The organism is Agathobaculum butyriciproducens, from assembly GCA_003096535.1.
GTDB classification, from domain to species: domain Bacteria; phylum Bacillota; class Clostridia; order Oscillospirales; family Butyricicoccaceae; genus Agathobaculum; species Agathobaculum butyriciproducens.
Genome location: QEKJ01000001.1, coordinates 178,167 through 196,709 on the forward strand (window position 1 = coordinate 178,167; position 18,543 = coordinate 196,709).

Genomic DNA, 18,543 nt, shown 5'->3' on the forward strand with positions numbered 1-18,543 from the left:
TCCTTTACAGGCACTCGAGATAACGGCCATACAGGGTCTTATTCAGCTCTTCCGCATGACGGAGCAGCGTCTGACGGCTGATATAGCCGCGCGCGTACGCAATCTCCTCCGGACATGCGATGTAGCGTCCGGTCTCATCCTGCACGCGGCGGACAACCTGTGCGGATTCGAGCAGGTTGTCGGCGGTACCGGCATCCAGCCAGACGAAATCCCGGTCGAGCTTTTCAACGTGCAGCTGACCGCGTTTCATGTACTCGATATTGACATCCGTAATCTCCAGCTCGCCTCTTGCCGAGGGCTTGAGCCCGCGGGCGATCTCCATAACCGAGTTATCGTAGAAATACAGACCCGGAATGATATAGTTAGACTTCGGATAGCGCGGCTTCTCCTCGATGGAAATAGCACGGCCCTGATCATCAAACTCCACAACGCCGAACGCACGCGGGTCATCGACATAGTAGCCGAATACGCAGGCGCCGGATTTCTGCTGCACAGCACGGTCCAGACAGTCCTGGAAATTGGGGGAATAGAAGATATTATCGCCCAGAACAAGGCAAACCGAGTCATCCCCGATGAACTGGGAGCCGATGAGCAGCGCGTCCGCGATGCCGCGTGCAACCTCCTGCACCTCGTAGGTGATGTTGACGCCGAAGCGGCCGCCGGAACCGAGCAGACGGTAGAACGGGCCTTCCTCTCCGGGCGGGATGATGATGAGAATATCGCGGATACCGGCCTGCAGGAGCGCAGCCAGCGGATAGTAGATCATCGGTTTATCGTATACCGGCAGCAGCGGTTTGCATACCGGACGTGTCATCGGGTACAGGCGCGAGCCCTTACCGGCGGCAAGAATGATTCCTTTCATTGGCTATTCCTCTATCTATATGTTTTTGTGAGATTAGTATAGCACACTTTGGGCAAATAAGAAAGCCTTTTGTAAAGGCAGAAGTCAGGAGGCAGGAGTAATGGAAAATTGAAAATTGAGAATGGAGAATGGCACTATCCTTGCGCAGGCTCCGGTCGCGCTGCGCCCGTAATGGCTTACCTCCTGTGTAATATTCGATTCCACGGATTTAGTTGATAAATGTCCGCAGGGCGGGGCACCCTCACCCCGCCCTACGATAACTCATTCACTCTTTCTCAATCGTCAGCACCGAATGATACGGCATCGGCTGATTGAGATACACGTTTACGGTATCTGTATTGCTGTATTCATATTCGTACCGGAAATCCAGTCCGTCGAGATGCGCCTCCTTGACGTTTTTCGTATCCGGTACATCGTATTCCCAGCCGTCGTCAATGATGTCATCCCTCATGTGGTCGGCATACAGCCAGCTCCATTTGGCATACGCGGCCGCAAAGGCGTAATACACCGTCATGCGCTCCTGATAGCCGCACGAGCCGTTCTGCGAATCCGAAACCACCGTCACCGACTGCACATAGCCGTCCGCATCGGTTTCGACCGTCACATCGGATACAGAATCGCCCAGCGAGAATCCGGTGTACGAGCCGCCCATTCCCACGTCGCTATTCCAGCTGCCGTCCGGCCGGACATACGGCGCCAAGCCCTGATTATATTTCAGGCAGTCGTTGCAGTTCTCCACATACTCCGCAAGAGTCAGCTCGCCGCGATTGGGCGGCAGCTTGGCGTACAGGTCAATGCCGTAACCTGCGGCTGTTCGCAGCCCGATCACCAGCAGGTACAGCGCCACGCGATACCAGCGCACCTCCCGCTCGCGGACAACGATGCTGCACCCGTTCTCCAAATCCCACGAGAGCTCCTCTTCTTTGCACGCGCGGTAGCACTTGTAATTGTAGTACCAGTCGAAGAACGGCAGCGCATAGCAGTTGCCGTAGCCGAACACGCCCCACAAACGGGCATATGCGGTGCGGATGGACAGCTTGTTCCCGTCCTCATCGCGGACGGACAGCCCGAAGATCCACTTGCCGGGCGTTGTGCCCCAGTAATGCAGCAGCACCGGCTCGAACACGAACGTCAGCAGCCAGCCGACATAAGCGCACGCGGCCGACCACGCCAGACTCGCCGTGATCTGGATAAAATTCTCCGGATTGATGCGGAACACCCACTGCGACAGCATCAACCACAGCAGCCCATACAGTCCGGCATCCACATTGCGGGCAAGGAAGCGCCGCCACGGGCAGCCTGCCGGCGGGATGCGGTCTTTCTCGCGCGGGTCGTCTGCGGGCAGCACGATGGACTGGTACCGGTCTACATCCAGCCCGTTCCACTCCGCTCTGTCCTCGCAGATGGCGCGGCACATCGCATACGCCTGTTCGCTCTCGCGGATGTCCCCCTGCAATACGTCGAGCTGGCCTGCTGCCGCCTCGGGCAGCGCTTTCTCGCCGCTCTCGATGGCGCGGATGTCGGGCACGCTCAGCCGCAGCCGCCGCAGCAGCATGATCTTCCGCAGCGTCTGCACATCGTCCTCGGTGTAGTCGCGGTAGCCGTTCTCGCCGCGTGTCGGCGTGAGCAGCCCCTCCTTTTCGTAAAACCGGATGTTCGCCCGGGTCAGTCCCGTCCTGCGCTCTGCTTCCGCTATGTTCATGCGATCACCTTCCCTTCTATTGATTACATTATAAGGGATAAAGTAGGTTTACAGTCAAGTGTTTTCGGGGAAAATGTTAAGAAAAAAGAGTGGAGAAACTCCACTCTTTTTCATCATTTAATTCAGCGCTGCAATGGACTCCTCCAGCTTTGCGAGGTGCTCGCGCAGCTTTTCGGCCTTTTCGCGCTCGGCTGCAACAACCTTCTCGGGTGCCTTATCGACAAACTTCGGGTTGTTCAGCTTCTTCATAACGAAGTCGATGTCGGCCTCGACCTTGCTCTTCTCCTTGCCGAGACGGGCCCGCTCGGCCTCGAAGTCGATGAGGTCGCCCATCGGCATATAGATCTGTGCGTCGCCGGTGACTACGGATGCCATCTTGGCAGCGTCCGCCGGAACCGCGTCGATGAGTTCAATCTCGGAAGCGTAAGCCAGCTTCGGGAAGAAGCCTGCGCCTGCGGAGAAGGTGTCCTTCTTCTCGGTCAGGATGAGCACCTTGGCCTTCTTGGAGGGCGGTACGTTCATCTCGGCACGGCGGTTGCGGATAGCGCGGACAGCGTCCATCAGGCTCTCCATCTGTGCCTCCTCAGCGGCAAAGTGCAGCTCGTCCTTGTACTCCGGCCATGCGGATACCATAACGGACGGACCCTCATGCGGCAGCGCCTGCCAGATGGTCTCGGTGATGAACGGCATGAACGGGTGCAGCAGCTGCATTGCGCCGCTCAGCACATAGCACAGCACCTTCTGTACGTTCTCGTCGCCGGTCTGCAGACGGGTCTTTGCAATTTCGATATACCAGTCGCAGAAGTTCTCCCAGATGAAGTCGTTCAGCTTGGCAGCTGCCAGACCCAGCTCGTACTGGTCGATGTTGCGGGTAACGTCGGCAACCAGCGTGTTGAACTTGCTGATGATCCACTTGTCCTCGATGGCAAGGTCGCTCGGCAGCTCGACTGCCTTGTCCTTGTCGATGGTCAGGTTCATCTGGATAAAGCGGGATGCGTTCCAGATCTTGTTGCAGAAGTTACGGGACGCCTGTACACGCTCATCCGAGAAACGCATATCGTTTCCGGGGCTGTTGCCCGTTGCAAGGGTGAAGCGCAGCGCGTCCGCGCCGTACTGGTCGATAACCTCGAGCGGGTCGATGCCGTTGCCGAGCGACTTGGACATCTTGCGGCCCTGCGCGTCGCGCACCAGACCGTGGATATAAACCGTCTTGAACGGGGTTTCGCCCATGTGCTCCACACCGGAGAAGATCATGCGGGCAACCCAGAAGAAGATAATATCATAGCCGGTAACGAGCGTAGAGGTCGGATAGAAATAGTCAAGCTCCTTGGTCTTATCCGGCCAGCCGAGCGTGGAGAACGGCCACAGCGCAGAGGAGAACCAGGTATCGAGAACGTCCTCTTCCTGACGGATGTTCTTGCTGCCGCACTTCGGGCAGGTGCATACATCGGTCTTGGAGACGGTCATTTCGCCGCAGTCCTCACAGTAGAACGCCGGAATGCGGTGACCCCACCACAGCTGACGGGAGATACACCAGTCGTGTACGTTTTCCATCCAGCGCAGGTAGGTCTTGGAGAAACGGTCGGGCACGAACTTGGTCTTGCCCTCGTTGACTACGTCCATAGCGGGCTTGGCGAGCGGCGCCATCTTGACGAACCACTGTGCCGAGGTCATCGGCTCAACGGTCGTACCGCAGCGGTAGCAGGTGCCGACATTGTGCTCGTGGTCCTCAATCTTGACCAGCCAGCCGCCTTCCTCGAGGTCCTTAACAACCGCCTTGCGGCACTCGTAGCGGTCCATACCCTCGTACTTGCCGCCGTTTGCGTTGACGGTCGCGTCCTCGTTGAACACGAGAATCTGCTCGAGGTTGTGGCGCTGACCCATCTCGAAGTCGTTCGGGTCGTGGCACGGCGTAACCTTGACGCAGCCGGTGCCGAACTCCATGTCAACGTACTCGTCACCGAAGATCGGAATCTCGCGGTTCATGATCGGGAGGATGCAGGTCTTGCCGATCAGGTGCTTGTAGCGCTCGTCGTTCGGGTTGACCGCAACGCCGGTATCGCCCATGAAGGTCTCCGGACGGGTGGTCGCAACAACGAGGTCGCCCGAGCCGTCCGCCAGCGGATAGCGGATGTGCCACAGCTTGCCCGGCTGGGTTTCGTACTCAACCTCAGCGTCGGACAGGGCGGTCGCGCAGTGCGGGCACCAGTTGATGATGCGGTGGCCCTTGTAGATCAGGCCCTTGTTGTACAGGTTTACGAATACCTCGCGGACAGCCTTGGAGCAGCCCTCGTCCATGGTGAAGCGCTCGCGGTCCCAGTCGCAGGAGGTGCCGAGCTTCTTGAGCTGGCTGATGATGCGGCTGCCGAACTTGTCCTTCCACGCCCATACGCGCTTAAGGAATTCCTCGCGGCCGAGGTCGTAACGGGTCAGGCCCTCCTCCTTGCGGAGGTTCTCCTCTACTTTGATCTGGGTTGCAATGCCGGCGTGGTCGGTGCCCGGCATCCACAGTGCCTCGTAGCCCTGCATGCGCTTGGTGCGGATGAGGATATCCTGCAGGGTCTCGTCGAATGCGTGGCCCATGTGCAGCTGGCCGGTAACATTCGGAGGCGGGATAACGATGGTGTACGGTTTCTTGTCCGGATTGACCTCGGCGTGGAAGAAGCCGGAATCGACCCAGAACTTGTACAGCTTGTCCTCGACCGATTTCGGGTCGTAGGTCTTAGGCAGTTCGCTCATTGATCTATCTCCTTCAATTTGATTTACGATATACATGCGGGATACCTCTGTGCAAACAAAAAAGAGCATACTCCTCCCGACAACAGGACGAAGTATGCTCCGTGGTACCACCTGAATTCGCGTAAAGACGCGCACTCGTTGCCCCGTAACGCGGGTTAGACGGAACAGCTTAACGAACATTCGGCTGTTCTGCTCCAAAGCGACCTTCTTCTTCCCCGCCGAGGTGCTTGCACCGGCCGCACCCTCTCTAAACGCGCAAAGGAAAAATACTCCTCTTTTTCACTGCATTTGTGTATTAACTTTAATAGTATAGCTGTTAAATTCGGGTTTGTCAAGGGATATGACGCAGTTGACAGCAACTTGCCTATACGATACATGCCAGCGAATATACTAACAGATAAATACAAGCTCACGCTATCCCGTAGGGTGCGCCGACTCGGCGCACCGTTTGTAAACCGCAGGGCAAATTTCACAGCAACGGAATACATTAACGACAGCGTATGCCACGGACTATAATCCGGTGATATTCGCTGGAATGCGGTGCGCCGAGGTCGGCGCACCCTACGGTCAGGCGATTTACAACTTATTACCTGTTGCTGTAATATTCGTCCTCTGCCCATCTGCGTGGATTATCCAAAATATAATTGTATTTCACGGCGTAATCCGTATCATCCCGAATAATATGGTCATAAAACGACCGCTGCCACAAATTGCGTCCGGCATCCTGATTGGAAAACCGTTTCAATGCCGCAATTATGCGTGGCACCAATTCCGTAGGGCGCGACGACCTCGGCGCGCCATCATCACGCAAAACCGAAATCAACATATGAACATGGTTTGGCATGATAACATAGGAATCAATCGACACATATGGATATGCCCCAGGAATCGTTCGGATATAATGTTCAACAATTTTACCGATGACCGATAACCGCAGGGACGGCGCGCCGAGGTCGTCGCGCCCTACGGTTGACAGCGTGCATTGCCGTTGATAGGTGCAGAGCGTCACAAAATAGACGCCCTGCTTTCCGTAATCATACTTTGGCAGCCGAGCCGATCTCCTCGTCTCCATCAGGAAAGTCTCCGCTTGAACTCCTCATACCCGAACATCCGCACGACCTCATCCGTGCCGTCGGCGCGCCGGATGGCGATCAGCGGCAGCGGCATGCCGTTAAACGTATTGGTCTTGACCATGGTGTAGAGCGCCATGTCCTCGAACACGACCTGCTCACCGGCGCCGAGCGCCACATCGAACGAATACTCACCGATGACGTCGCCTGCGAGGCAGGAGCGGCCGGTCAGCAGATAGGTGAACGCCTTCTTCCCCGGCTCGCCGCCGCGGTACACCGGCGGACGGTACGGCACCTCGAGCACGTCCGGCATATGGCACGCCGCCGAGGTATCCAGAATCGCAATGTCCTTGTGGTTGTGCATCACCTCAAGCACGGTGGCGACCAGATAGCCCGCATTCAGCACAACGGCCTCGCCCGGCTCCAGATAAACCTGCACCTTGTACTTTTTCTGCAGATAATCAATGCAGTGCACCAGTGTTTCCACATCGTAATCCGCGCGGGTGATGTGGTGGCCGCCGCCGAGGTTGATCCATTTCAGGCCGTCCATATACTGACCGAAATTCTGCTCAAATGCAGCGACAGTCCGCACCAGATCGTCCGAATTCTGCTCGCAGAGCGTGTGGAAATGGAAGCCCTCAATGCCGTCGAGCAGCTCCGGCTGAAAATTCTCTATCGTAATGCCAAGGCGCGAATCCGGACCGCACGGGTCGTACATCGCGTGGTCGCTCGGCTGCGTGGAGCACTCCGGATTGAGCCGCAGGCCGCAGCTCTTCCCTGCTGCACGGGCAAGGCTGCCGTAGGCCTTCCACTGCGTGAACGAGTTGAACACAATGTGGTCGGCGTACTCCAGAATCTCGCGGAACTCACCCTCCGCGTAGGCCGGTGCGTAAACATGGGTCTCGCCGCCGAATTCCTCATGACCGAGCCGTGCCTCGTACAGACCGGAGGCCGTTGTGCCCGCCAGATACTCCCGAATCAGCGGGTACACGGAAAACATCGAGAACGCCTTCTGCGCCAGCAGGATCTTCGCGCCGGTGCGTCTGGCAACGTCCCGCAGGACGGCCAGATTCTGCACCAGACGGTTTTCATCGAGCAGGTAGCAGGGCGTAGGAAGCTCAGTAAATTTCATATCAGTCCACCAGTACCGGCTTGTCGTTGATCTGCCACGGCAGACCCCACTTGTTCAGCGCCTCCATGTACGGATCGGGATCAAACTCCTCGACCGTGTACACGCCCGGCTTGTTCCACTTGCCGGTCAGCAGCATCGCCGCGCCGATCATCGCCGGAACGCCGGTGGTGTAGCTGATGGCCTGCGAGCCGACCTCGCGGTAGCACTCCTCGTGGTCGCAGACGTTGTAAATGTAGGCGGTCTTTTCCTTGCCGTCCTTCTTGCCGGTGAAGATGCAGCCGATGTTGGTCTTGCCCTTGGTGCGCGGACCGAGCGTTGCCGGATCGGGCAGCAGCGCCTTGAGGAACTGGATCGGCACGATCTGGTGGCCCTCAAACTCGATCGGGGTGGTGGACAGCATGCCGACGTTCTCCAGGCAGTTCATGTGGGTCAGGTAGGACTGACCGAAGGTCATGAAGAAGCGGATGCGCTGCACGCCCGGAATATTCTTCGCCAGGGACTCAATCTCCTCGTGGTGGAGCAGGTACATGTCCTTGTGACCGACCTGATCGAAGTCGTACTCGCGCTTGATGCTCATCGCCGGAATTTCAACCCAGTGACCGTCCTCCCAGTACGAACCCGGTGCGGATACCTCACGCAGATTGATCTCCGGGTTGAAGTTGGTCGCAAACGGATAGCCGTGGTCGCCGCCGTTGCAGTCCAGAATGTCGATGGTGTCGATTTCATCGAACAGGTGCTTCTGTGCGTAAGCGCAGTACGCCTGCGTTACACCCGGGTCAAAGCCGGAGCCGAGCAGAGCGGTCAGACCGGCCTCCTCAAACTTCTTCTTGTACGCCCACTGCCAGGAGTAGTCAAAGTACGCGGTAAAGCCCTCGTCCTTGCAGCGCTTCTCGTAAATGGCGCGCCACTCCGGATCGTCGGTGTCCTCCGGCTCGTAGTTTGCCGTATCCATGTAGTTTACGCCGCACTTGAGGCACGCATCCATGATGGTCAGGTCCTGATACGGCAGCGCAATGTTCATCACGATGTCCGGCTTGTACTCGTCGATGAGCGCGCACAGCTCGTCCACGTTGTCCGCATCCACCTTGGCGGTGCGGATCTTGGTTGCGGTCGTACCGTCCAGCTTCTCCTTAATCGCGTCGCACTTGCTCTTGGTGCGGGACGCAATCATAATTTCCTCGAAAACGTCGCTGTTCTGGCAGCACTTGTGGATAACTACGCCGGCAACACCGCCGCAGCCGATGATCAATGCTCTTCCCATTGTTAATTCCTCCTCATTTTTAACTGTATATATAATTTAGATTTATTGAATGGTCTTTATTTGTTAAACTGCCGCTTGAGAAGCGAACGGAACTGCGCCGCACCCGCGGCGGGGGCAAAAAGGGTAGACACCTACGGTTTCTACCCTCTTTGAACACCCGTTTCCCTTGTTGGGATAGCTTGGGTGCAGACGGTAGACTGCGTAAGCAGGAAAAGGGGAACGGCAGTCGGGTTACTCTTGCGTGATTTTCGCAAAATATTCGCAGTTCACAGACAGCGTACTGCTACACATGCGGGTTACTCAACGCAAGGCGCGGCATAGCAGTGCCGCGCAACTCTTTAACGTGTTATACCGGAAGGCACCTGTGGAGTAAGCGTTTGGTATAATTTATCCTGCGTAGGTGCTGTCCGTAACCTCCGGACTAACGAATTGCGCAACACGGGTATGTTGCGCCTGCTGGAAGTAGCCGACCTGTGTAGCAGTAATGTATCCGACACTGCGAACAGGTTGAGAAAGACACGGAAGAAAAAATCCTCTGTCGTTCCCCTATTTCGCAGCGGTCACATGTAGGCAATCTGCGCCAGACTATCCAAGGGAAAGGGGTGATTCACAAGAGGGTGGAAACCGTAGGTGTCTACCCTCTTGTGCCCCCGCCGGGTAGGCGCACTCCCCGCTGAGGTTCAGCGAAAAACTCTCCGCCCGTCAGGGGCGAACCCGCCTGCGGCAGTTCGCGTCCCCCGCTCAGCCGGTGCAGAGAAAAAGGCTGCCGCCCGGATAGGGCGAACCCGCCTGCGGCAGTTCGTGTGCCCCGCTCAGTCGGTGCAGAGAAAGCGGTTGTCCAACGCTTACGTTACTCTACCTTTTCCAGCAGCTTCTGCACATAATTCGGCAGATAGAACGCGCCCTTGTGCAGATTGGTATTGTAATATTTGGTTTCCAGTCCCAGACTGTTCCACCAGTCCGGATTCAGATCGCGCACCGGATGCACGCCGCGCGACGAAAAGCCGAACAGCCAGTGTCCGGACGGGTAGGTCGGGATATGCGCCTGAAACAGACGGCTCAGCTCAAACGAGTGCACGATATTGCGGTGCGCTCTCTGGCACGCCAGCGCATCGCCCTTGTAGAACGGGCTTTCGTGCTGATTGACGAGCACGCCGTGCTCCTTGAGCGCCTTGTAGCAGTTGCCGTAAAATTCCATCGTGAACAGGCCCTCGCCCGGGCCGAACGGGTCGGTCGAGTCGATGATGATAAGGTCGTACTCGTCCTCAATCCGGCGGATATACTTTAATCCGTCCTGATAGAGAATGTGCACGCGCGGGTCGTCGAGCGAGCACGCCACACCGGGCAGGTACTCTTTGCAGACCGCGACAACGCGCTCGTCGATCTCCACAAGGTCGATATGCTCGATGTGCTGATAGCGGCACAGCTCGCGGACGCAGCCGCCGTCACCGCCGCCGATGACAAGCACCTTTTTAATCTTCTCGCCGAGCACGGCCATCGGCACATGCACCATCATTTCGTGATAGATGAACTCGTCCCGCTCGGTCAGCATCATGTAGCCGTCAAGCGTGAGAAACCGACCGAACTCCTCGCATTCAAACACGTCGATGCGCTGAAAATCGCTCTGTTCGGTGTAAAGCTGACGGTCTACCTGTATCTGCAGCCCAACCGTCGGCGTATGCATTTCAGTAAAGGTAAGTTGCATGAGTGAAACGCTCCTTTTATTCCGGGCTGACAACGCCGCGGATGACCTGCAGGTTGTTCACCTCGGGGTCCTCGGTGCCGAGCAGCATGCAGTTCTTTTCCTTGGCGTAGCGAATATAATCAAGAATATCGCGGGTAATACGCTCACCGGGCGCGAGAATCGGGATGCCGGGCGGATAGCACATGACAAACTCCGCGCAGATGCGTCCGACCGACTCCTCGAGCGGCATGGCCTTCTTGTCCGCGTAGAACGCCTCCTGCGGGCCGGCAACCACCTGCGGCGAGATGTACTCCTGCCGCATGAGCGTCGCCTTGTCGCGCTTGTAGCGGCGGCGAATGTCCGCGAGAGCGGCTACCAGACGTTCGAGGTCGCGCTCACGGTCGCCCACCGAAACATAGGCGAGCAGATTGCCAAGATCGCCGAACTCGGTCTGAATATCGTAAAAGTCGCGCAGAATGTCGTACACCTCGATACCCGCCAGACCAACATCCAGCGTGTTTACCGCCAGCTTGGTTGTGTCGAAGTCGTATACCGTGTCGCCGTTGATCAGCTCACTGCCGTAGGCGTAGTAATCGCCGAGCGCGTTGATCTCCTCGCGGGCGTAGGTTGTCAGGTCAACGACTTTTCGGAAAATCTCCTTGCCGTGCAGTGCAAGGTTCTTGCGCGAAATATCCAGGCTGACCATCAGCAGGTACGAACCGGAGGTCGTCTGCGTCAGGTTGATGATCTGGCGAACGTGCTCCGCGTTCATGGACGGGCCGCACAGCAGAAAGCTGGACTGCGTGAGCGAGCCGCCCGACTTGTGCATGGAAACGGATGCTAAATCCGCGCCTGCCGCCATCGCGGAGACCGGCATATTTTCACCGAAGTAGAAATGCGTGCCGTGCGCCTCATCGGCCAGCACCTTCATGCCTGCCGCGTGCGCGAGCCTTACGATTTCCCGAATGTTCGAGCAGATGCCGTAGTAGGTCGGGTTGTTGACGAGCACCGCCTTTGCGGACGGGTGCTTCTCAATAGCGGCCTTCACGTCCGCGACTGACATGCCGAGCGAAATGCCCAGCCGGTCATTCATCTGCGGGTTGACGTAAACCGGAATCGCACCGGTCAGCACGAGTGCGTTGATGACGCTGCGGTGTACGTTGCGCGGCAGAATGATCTCGTCGCCGCGTTTGACCACGGACAGAATCATCGCCTGTACGCTGCTCGTCGTGCCGCCCACCATCAGGAAGGCGTGCGCCGCACCGAACGCATCCGCGGCCAGCTCCTCGGCCTCGCGGATAACGCTGGTCGGGTGGCACAGATTGTCGAGCGGCTTCATCGAGTTGACGTCCACCGTCATGCACTGCTGACCGAGGAATTTCGTTAATTCCGGTGAGCCGCGTCCGCGCTTGTGGCCGGGTACATCGAACGGCACAATGCGCATGTCTTTGAAGTTTTCGAGCGCCTCCATGATTGGCGCACGGGATTGATCCATAAAAATGCCTTCTTTCGGCAGAGAATGATATGCTGCGCTTTCGCGCGAAGCGACGCGCAAATTTTATTGTGAGACAAATCCGAACATCGTTCGGTTTGTCTTTCTCGATTGAAAATGTATTTTCAATCGAAATCAGTAGATGTTCTTGCCCGAAAATATCTCAATCATCTCTCGTCTGAGGTCGGAGTGAATCTTGAGTCTGGTCTTGGGCGGCAGCTCATAGATGTCGGTGTTGAACAGGTAGTTCTGCAGATCGACCTCCTTGAGCAGCATTCTCGTGTGGAACAGGTTGGACTGGTACACGTTAATGTCGTATGCGTCGTACCGCTCGAGCGTTTTCGGGTCGATAAAGTCCTGAATGGACGTCATATGGTGATCCATGAACAGCTTTTTGCCCTCGATATCGCGGGTAAAGCCGCGCACGCGGTAGTCCATGGTGATGATATCCGAATCGAACGAGCCGATGAGGTAATCGAGCGTAGACAGCGGCGTGATCTCACCGCAGGTGGCAACATCAATATCCACGCGGAAGGTGGCAAGGCAGGTATCCGGATGGTATTCCGGATAGGTATGCACGGTAACATGGCTCTTGTCGAGGTGCGCGACAATGGTATCCGGCTCGAGCGCGGGCTTCATGTGCTCCTCCGCGATGAGAAAGGTTACGGAGGCGCCCTGCGGGTCGTAATCCTGCTTGGAAATGTGCAGCACATGCGCACCGATCATCTCGGTCACCCGCTCGAGAATGCCGGTCAGTCGTTCGGAGTTGTACTGCTGGTCGATATATTTGATGTAGTCACGCTGTTCGCGCTCGGTCTTTGCATAGCAGACATCATAAATGTTGAAGGACAGCGCCTTGGTCAGGTTGTTAAACCCGTAAAGTTTGAGCTTGTTCTGCATTTCATATCCTCACAATACCAAAAAATCCCCAGGCGAAAGGGGTACACACGGTACGCTTTCACTTGGGGATGATCATTCTCTTTTTGCAGATGCTTCTGCACATTCCGTAGGTTTTATGGAAGAGGAAAGAGTCTATATAGCAAGAATCGTTACTTTTAGGCAATACCGCATAATGAAGCAAGAGCGATTTGCGAGTAAATTTTGTGCTCTGATAAGGCGTGGTTTTGCGTCAATACTTGCTGTATTGCAAAAAATCACAACGAAATCAGGGGGCAAAATTTCCGCAAAGCGCCGCAGTCTTAATTGTGCGGTGTTGCCTTTGTACTCTTATTGATCGTTTCACAAGTGTGATGCGCCCGCGGCACACGGCTTTTAGTCAGCCAACTTATAAAATTCAATAAGGCAACAAAGTTGCCAGTTTCGGCATTTGACCCGGCTGTCCGTATGGCCTTAGCACCGTTTTCGCGCAGAAACCGGGCGGTCAAAGAAATTCTGCTGAAAGGCTTCGCCTCTCCGAGTAACTTTTATTATACCCGAGCATGGATACAAATGCAAGATTTTATTGCGGATTTTACAGATGTTGTGCCGAAATTTTCCCGGGCAGCATCATATAATTAGACAAGCGCGATTTACGAGCAAATTTTATGCACTGATAGCGCCACAGTCCTGATTGTATGATGTTGCCCTTGTACATAGAAAGTTTACAGTCTTTGTTTTGAAAAATCGCGTAAAACGTAGTACAATGGAAAAAGCAAGACGATGTAATTCTGAAAAGACAAGGTGAATCATGGCACGCAAAAAGAAAAGCAAGGGACTTCGGGTCAGCCTGATGCTGACGGTCGGACTGATGATCGTGTCGTTTGCGGCGGGCATGCTGACACAGAAGATCGTGTTCCGCGAGCCGCAGACCGACGCTGGTCTGACCTACATTGAGGATATTCCGGTAATGACTGACTTTCTTCCCGAGGGCACACGCGCCCGTCCGGGACAGAAGCGCGAGATCAGGTATCTCGTCATCCACGAGACCGACAACACCGGCACCGGCGCAAATGCGGCCGCGCACAACTCGTTCATCCACCAGAACGCCAACGCCGAGGAGGGCATTGTTTCGTGGCACTACACGGTGGACGATCACGAGATCTACCATCATCTGCCGGATGATGAGACTGCCTATCACGCAGGCGACGGCATGGAGAAGAACGGCGGCAACATGAACGGCATCGGCATTGAAATGTGCGTCAACTCGGACGGCAACTACGAACAGACGCTCATCAACACCGAAAAGCTGTGTGCGCGGCTGCTGATCGAGTACGATCTGAACCCGTCCAAGGCACTGAAAAAGCATCAGGACTTTTCGGGCAAAATCTGTCCGTCCACCCTCATCAACAGCGGCCGCTGGGACGAGTTCTGCAGCGCGGTAACCGCAAAATACAAGGAGCTGAAGGCCGACGAAGCGGCAAAAGCATCATAAGTATCCGGTTAGCAGCATGCAACCATGTGCAAAAACCGTGGAAAATCAAAGGGCGATTTGTCGTAAATCGCTCTTTCTTTTTATCCTCTGATATGGTATACTTCAAATCGTACGCTGTAAAAAAAACTGAAAAAATTTAAGCGTACCGTAAATCCTACTTAAAATTTATCACATTGTGAAGGAGTGAACTGAAATGATCGTTGTACTCAAACGAAACAGCGACAAGGAACATGTCGAAAAACTGATGCAGCATTTCACGGATATGGGGCTGCGGATCAACTATTCCCAGGGTGCGGATACACTTATCCTCGGCCTGATGGGCGACACGACCCGGCTCGATGAAGGGGACATTATGGCGTATGACGTGGTCGAGCGTGTACAGCGCGTGACCGAGCCGTTCAAGGCCGTCAACCGCAAATTCCACCCCGAGGACACGATCATCGAGGTTGCGGGCCGCAAGATCGGCGCCGGCTACTTCAATGTTATGGCAGGTCCGTGCTCGGTCGAGAACGAGGCGCAGATCATCGAGTGTGCCGAGCGCGTTAAGGCTGCCGGTGCATCCTTCCTGCGCGGCGGTGCATTCAAGCCGCGTACCTCCCCGTACTCGTTCCAGGGTCTGGAGGCCGAGGGCCTCAAGCTGCTGCTCGAGGCAAAGCGTCAGACCGGTCTGCCGATCGTCACCGAGATCATGAGCGAAAAGCATCTCGATCTGTTCGCGGATGTTGATATCATCCAGCTTGGCGCCCGCAACATGCAGAACTTCATGCTGCTCAAGGAGCTGGGCCGCTCGAACAAGCCGATCCTCCTCAAGCGCGGTCTGTCCGCCACCATGGAGGAGTTCCTCATGGCTGCCGAGTACATTTTCGCAGGCGGCAATACCAATGTTATCCTGTGCGAGCGCGGCATCCGTACCTTTGAGAAGCTGATCCGCAATAATCTGGATATCTCCGCTGTTCCGCTGGTTAAGATGTTCAGCCACCTGCCGATCATCATCGACCCGTCCCATGCAGCAGGCCGCCGTGATATGGTGCAGCCGCTGTCCCGCGCAGCCATCGCTGCCGGTGCCGACGGCCTGATCATCGAGGCGCATAACGATCCCGCACACGCCCTCTGCGACGGTGCACAGTCGCTCGACCTCAACCAGTTCGATACCGTCATGAAGGACATCAAGCGCCGCGCCGAGTTTGAAGGCCGCGTGATGATGCCGTAAAAGCAAACAGAAACCTCTCCGGTTTTCGGAGAGGTTTTTATTTTATATATTGTTTTCCCGTAGGGTGCGACGACCTCGGCGCACCGTTGTAAACCATCTGCACACGCATAACCGTAGGGGCGCACAGTGTGCGCCCGCAGCGCGACCGGAGCCTGCGCAAGGAACGGCCAAGAACCGTTTGATTTTACGTTGCGTGGGAGCACACTGTGCTCCCCTACGAGATAACGTGTACCAATCGTTAGATACGGTGCGCCGAGTCGTCGCACCCTACGTTTTAGCTATTGACCGACAATTCAGCCAGTGAACCAAATTGATAACCCGCACTCTCCCACTTCGTCAGCAATTCATCGAGAATCCTCGCATTGGTCTCACTGGTGGAATGCAGCAGCACGATCGCCCCGTTATGAATCCTCGGCAGCAGCTTGGAGAATGCCTGCTCATCGGTCGGCTGGTTATCCGTATACCAGTCCACATACGCGAGCGACCAGAAAACCGTAGTATACCCCAGCTCCTGCGCCTGCCGGAGATTCTCCTCGCTGAACTTGCCCTGCGGCGGACGATAAAATTTCTGCATCGGCTGACCGGTCAGCGCGGTGTATTTCTCCTCGAGACCGTTCAGCTCCGCCGCAAACGCACTCTTATCCGCAATGCCGGACATATCCGGATGGTGCAGCGTATGGTTGCCCACGATATGCCCCTCCGCTGCCATGCGCTTTACGAGTTCCGGTGCGGTATCAATAAAGTTGCCCACCACGAAAAAGCAGGCAGGCGCGTTATGCTTTTTGAGCGCATCCAGAATAGCAGGCGTGCAGCCGTTCTCGTAGCCCGCGTCAAACGTCAGGTAGATGGTCTTTCGGCTCGTGTCACCGACGTAAAACGCGTTGTACTGCCGCAGTTCCTCGGCGGAGACATTGCCGACCGGCGGCTGACCCTCGGTTTGGAACGACAATCCCCAGTCGCTGACAGACGCGGAAACCGCCTGTTCGGCGGCTGTCGGCTCAGCATTTTCACGCGGAAACAGGATGAAAACTGCGGTCAGAACCGCAAAAACGCTAAGTCCCACACCAATTCGGTGCAGACCCGTGCGTGTGATCGTGATAAACATAGCAGTGCCCTCCCTTGCTCTACCCTATGCGCCCGCATGGACAGTATGACGGTTTTTGCCCGCCAATTTGCGCCAAACTGCGGATAGACAAATCCCACCGTTTTCCTGTATAATGGCAGTAACACCTATGTGAGGGGGCACAATATGAAAAAGAGAAACCGTTTTACCGCTGCCGCACTCGCAGCGCTGCTGCTCGCCGGCTCCGCGCCGAGCGCGCTCGCACTGGATGCCACACCGCCGATGTATCAGCAGTTTGGGTATGACAGTGCGGAGGAGTACATGGAACAGGAATCATCCTACGGCGTTTTCGATTATGATACGCTCAGTGACCATTATCGGCAGCACTTGGACGCCGTGCGCAGCAATCCCACGCTGGCGGTTGAATACTGGGGGTATGACGATCTGGAGGGGCTGTCCTTCGGCTGGGACGGTGATTTAGAGGAATGCTATCGTGATACAGCGCGTGCCATGACAGAGGGCGATGAATACAAACTCCGCTGTCAGCTTTCCGTGCAGCTCAACGGCGCGTATGTCCACTTTGCGGACGCACAGCCGGAAAAGGTAAACGGGCGCGTGATGGTTCCCTTCCGCGCCATTGCCGAGGTGCTCGGCGCCGAGGTCACATATGACGCCGGAGCAATCACCGCGAAAAAGGGCGGCGAAACGCTGTCGTTCGCGCTCGGCGGCAAGCAGCTTACCGTCACGGACAGCGCGGGCAAAACCGTCAAAACCGTGCAGCTTGATACCGCGCCGTACAAAAAAGGCGGACGCACCTATGTTCCGGTGCGCTTTTTTGCCGAAGCGTTCGGCCTTACCGTGCAGTGGGATCAGGATATGCAGACCGCCGTGCTGTATGACCGCGCGGCGCTTGTAAGCGACATTGACAGCAAGTTTACCGTGCTCAACAAGTGGATCAAGGCACAGCCATCCACCGAAAACGCCAAGGCGCTGCGCACGGTGGCGACGATCGGCGCGGTGTACACCGCCTTCGACACCATCGACGGCAACAAGGATTACAAGGTTGATGTCAAAACCGAAATTCTGGCGAACGGACAAGCCATTGAGGCGACCGTGACGGTCGATCTGCGCGTGCTGGCGTCTTATTTCCTCGGCGATTCGCAGGCGGATGACGTACTCACCGCCGCACAGGCAGCCCTCCTGCGCAGTGCGCTGAGCAACGTCAAGCTCGAGCTCCTATGCAGCGCGGACAGCGGCGACCTGTATTTGAAGTGCCCTGCCGTGGCAAAGATTCTGGCGATGGACGAAACGGACGACGCCGATCTCAAGGCGCTGTCGAACGGCGCGTGGCTGCACATCAACTGGGCGGACAGCACATTCGGCACTCTGTTCAGCGAAAATCTGAAGATTCCGAAGAACAATACCTTTACCTCGGTGGGCGAAAGCATCGTTGCCGCGAACGAATCCAACATGACCGCATATGAGCTTGGCTGGGAGGATTTTTATCTCAACATAAAGAATGACGTAAACCGCCTGAACAACCTGTTGGGCGATGAACAATTCACCGCAAGCGGCTCGCGTTACACCGCAAAAATCAACGGTCTGAGCAACGATTCGTATGACAACCTGACCGGCAGCTACACGCTGAACACGGCGGACGGCTCGTTCTCGGGCACACTCGAAAGCCGCTCCGATAGCTGGAACACCACCAAAACCGTGCTGACGTTCTCCGGCAGTGTGCAGAACTGCAAATTGAGCGTGACCTACCACACCAAGAACACCGGCATTTTGTCGCTCGATATCACGCTGACCACGACCGAATCCAGTGTCGAGCCGAAGAACGCGCCGCCTGCAGGCGACAAAATCGTCGAATGGACATAGAATGATTATTACGATGACTGGGAGTACGACGACTGGGAATGACATGATCCGAATAAGCAAAAGAGCAGATACTTTC

The 18,543-nt window shown here is 56.2% G+C and carries 13 protein-coding genes and 1 other annotated feature; of the genes, 3 read left to right on the forward strand and 10 right to left on the reverse strand.

The window, feature by feature from the left end:
* Window positions 1-4 precede the first annotated feature (4 nt).
* The 9 genes from rfbA to speD form a co-directional block, all read right to left on the reverse strand.
* Window positions 5-862: a glucose-1-phosphate thymidylyltransferase RfbA gene (rfbA, locus tag C7386_RS00840; RefSeq protein WP_110435186.1), complete on the reverse strand. Its 858-nt coding sequence runs from the start codon at window positions 860-862 to the stop codon at window positions 5-7.
* A gap of 265 nt (window positions 863-1,127) precedes the next feature.
* Window positions 1,128-2,564, reverse strand: coding sequence for a MerR family transcriptional regulator (locus C7386_RS00845; RefSeq protein WP_116704657.1), 1,437 nt, complete (start codon window positions 2,562-2,564; stop codon window positions 1,128-1,130).
* Between the two features lie 117 nt (window positions 2,565-2,681).
* The gene (locus C7386_RS00850) at window positions 2,682-5,303 is read right to left on the reverse strand and encodes a valine--tRNA ligase (protein WP_110435188.1); all 2,622 of its coding nucleotides are present in this window, start codon (window positions 5,301-5,303) and stop codon (window positions 2,682-2,684) included.
* Between the two features lie 80 nt (window positions 5,304-5,383).
* Window positions 5,384-5,595: a binding site (T-box leader), on the reverse strand.
* A 294-nt stretch (window positions 5,596-5,889) separates the two neighbouring features.
* The gene (locus C7386_RS00855) at window positions 5,890-6,375 is read right to left on the reverse strand and encodes a transposase (RefSeq protein WP_110435189.1); all 486 of its coding nucleotides are present in this window, start codon (window positions 6,373-6,375) and stop codon (window positions 5,890-5,892) included.
* The gene (nspC, locus tag C7386_RS00860; RefSeq protein ID WP_116704658.1) at window positions 6,375-7,505 is read right to left on the reverse strand and encodes a carboxynorspermidine decarboxylase; all 1,131 of its coding nucleotides are present in this window, start codon (window positions 7,503-7,505) and stop codon (window positions 6,375-6,377) included. The genes C7386_RS00855 and nspC overlap by 1 nt, the downstream gene beginning before the upstream one ends.
* 1 nt (window position 7,506) lies before the next feature.
* Window positions 7,507-8,766, reverse strand: coding sequence for a saccharopine dehydrogenase family protein (locus C7386_RS00865; protein ID WP_116704659.1), 1,260 nt, complete (start codon window positions 8,764-8,766; stop codon window positions 7,507-7,509).
* 850 nt (window positions 8,767-9,616) lie between these two features.
* A complete protein-coding gene (gene speE / locus C7386_RS00870) occupies window positions 9,617-10,471 on the reverse strand; it encodes a polyamine aminopropyltransferase (protein WP_116704660.1) in 855 nt (284 codons plus the stop codon).
* Window positions 10,472-10,487: 16 nt separating this feature from the next.
* A complete protein-coding gene (locus tag C7386_RS00875) occupies window positions 10,488-11,945 on the reverse strand; it encodes an aminotransferase class I/II-fold pyridoxal phosphate-dependent enzyme (RefSeq protein WP_110435193.1) in 1,458 nt (485 codons plus the stop codon).
* 132 nt (window positions 11,946-12,077) lie between these two features.
* Window positions 12,078-12,842, reverse strand: a complete 765-nt coding sequence (speD, locus tag C7386_RS00880; protein WP_110435194.1) for an adenosylmethionine decarboxylase — start codon at window positions 12,840-12,842, stop codon at window positions 12,078-12,080.
* 787 nt (window positions 12,843-13,629) lie between these two features.
* Here speD and C7386_RS00885 point away from each other — a divergent pair.
* Together C7386_RS00885 and aroF are read left to right on the forward strand one after the other, a co-directional pair.
* A complete protein-coding gene (locus C7386_RS00885; protein ID WP_110435195.1) occupies window positions 13,630-14,313 on the forward strand; it encodes a peptidoglycan recognition protein family protein in 684 nt (227 codons plus the stop codon).
* Between the two features lie 193 nt (window positions 14,314-14,506).
* Complete coding sequence (gene aroF / locus C7386_RS00890; protein ID WP_110435196.1) at window positions 14,507-15,523, forward strand: 3-deoxy-7-phosphoheptulonate synthase; 1,017 nt, start codon at window positions 14,507-14,509, stop codon at window positions 15,521-15,523.
* Between the two features lie 274 nt (window positions 15,524-15,797).
* Here aroF and C7386_RS00895 read toward each other — a convergent pair whose 3' ends face one another.
* A complete protein-coding gene (locus tag C7386_RS00895) occupies window positions 15,798-16,628 on the reverse strand; it encodes a polysaccharide deacetylase family protein (RefSeq protein WP_110435197.1) in 831 nt (276 codons plus the stop codon).
* A 144-nt stretch (window positions 16,629-16,772) separates the two neighbouring features.
* Here C7386_RS00895 and C7386_RS00900 point away from each other — a divergent pair, with 144 nt between their 5' ends.
* On the forward strand, window positions 16,773-18,467 hold the full coding sequence (locus C7386_RS00900) for a copper amine oxidase N-terminal domain-containing protein (protein WP_110435198.1): 1,695 nt from the start codon (window positions 16,773-16,775) through the stop codon (window positions 18,465-18,467).
* Window positions 18,468-18,543: the final 76 nt, after the last annotated feature.

What these genes read in the sequence shown, in the direction of transcription:
- rfbA (WP_110435186.1), bottom strand. Translation starts at nt 862, where the DNA reads ATGAAAGGAATCATTCTTGCCGCCGGTAAGGGCTCGCGCCTGTACCCG.
- C7386_RS00845 (WP_116704657.1), bottom strand. Translation starts at nt 2,564, where the DNA reads ATGAACATAGCGGAAGCAGAGCGCAGGACGGGACTGACCCGGGCGAAC.
- C7386_RS00850 (WP_110435188.1), bottom strand. Translation starts at nt 5,303, where the DNA reads ATGAGCGAACTGCCTAAGACCTACGACCCGAAATCGGTCGAGGACAAG.
- C7386_RS00855 (WP_110435189.1), bottom strand. Translation starts at nt 6,375, where the DNA reads ATGGAGACGAGGAGATCGGCTCGGCTGCCAAAGTATGATTACGGAAAG.
- nspC (WP_116704658.1), bottom strand. Translation starts at nt 7,505, where the DNA reads ATGAAATTTACTGAGCTTCCTACGCCCTGCTACCTGCTCGATGAAAAC.
- C7386_RS00865 (WP_116704659.1), bottom strand. Translation starts at nt 8,766, where the DNA reads ATGGGAAGAGCATTGATCATCGGCTGCGGCGGTGTTGCCGGCGTAGTT.
- speE (WP_116704660.1), bottom strand. Translation starts at nt 10,471, where the DNA reads ATGCAACTTACCTTTACTGAAATGCATACGCCGACGGTTGGGCTGCAG.
- C7386_RS00875 (WP_110435193.1), bottom strand. Translation starts at nt 11,945, where the DNA reads ATGGATCAATCCCGTGCGCCAATCATGGAGGCGCTCGAAAACTTCAAA.
- speD (WP_110435194.1), bottom strand. Translation starts at nt 12,842, where the DNA reads ATGCAGAACAAGCTCAAACTTTACGGGTTTAACAACCTGACCAAGGCG.
- C7386_RS00885 (WP_110435195.1), top strand. Translation starts at nt 13,630, where the DNA reads ATGGCACGCAAAAAGAAAAGCAAGGGACTTCGGGTCAGCCTGATGCTG.
- aroF (WP_110435196.1), top strand. Translation starts at nt 14,507, where the DNA reads ATGATCGTTGTACTCAAACGAAACAGCGACAAGGAACATGTCGAAAAA.
- C7386_RS00895 (WP_110435197.1), bottom strand. Translation starts at nt 16,628, where the DNA reads ATGTTTATCACGATCACACGCACGGGTCTGCACCGAATTGGTGTGGGA.
- C7386_RS00900 (WP_110435198.1), top strand. Translation starts at nt 16,773, where the DNA reads ATGAAAAAGAGAAACCGTTTTACCGCTGCCGCACTCGCAGCGCTGCTG.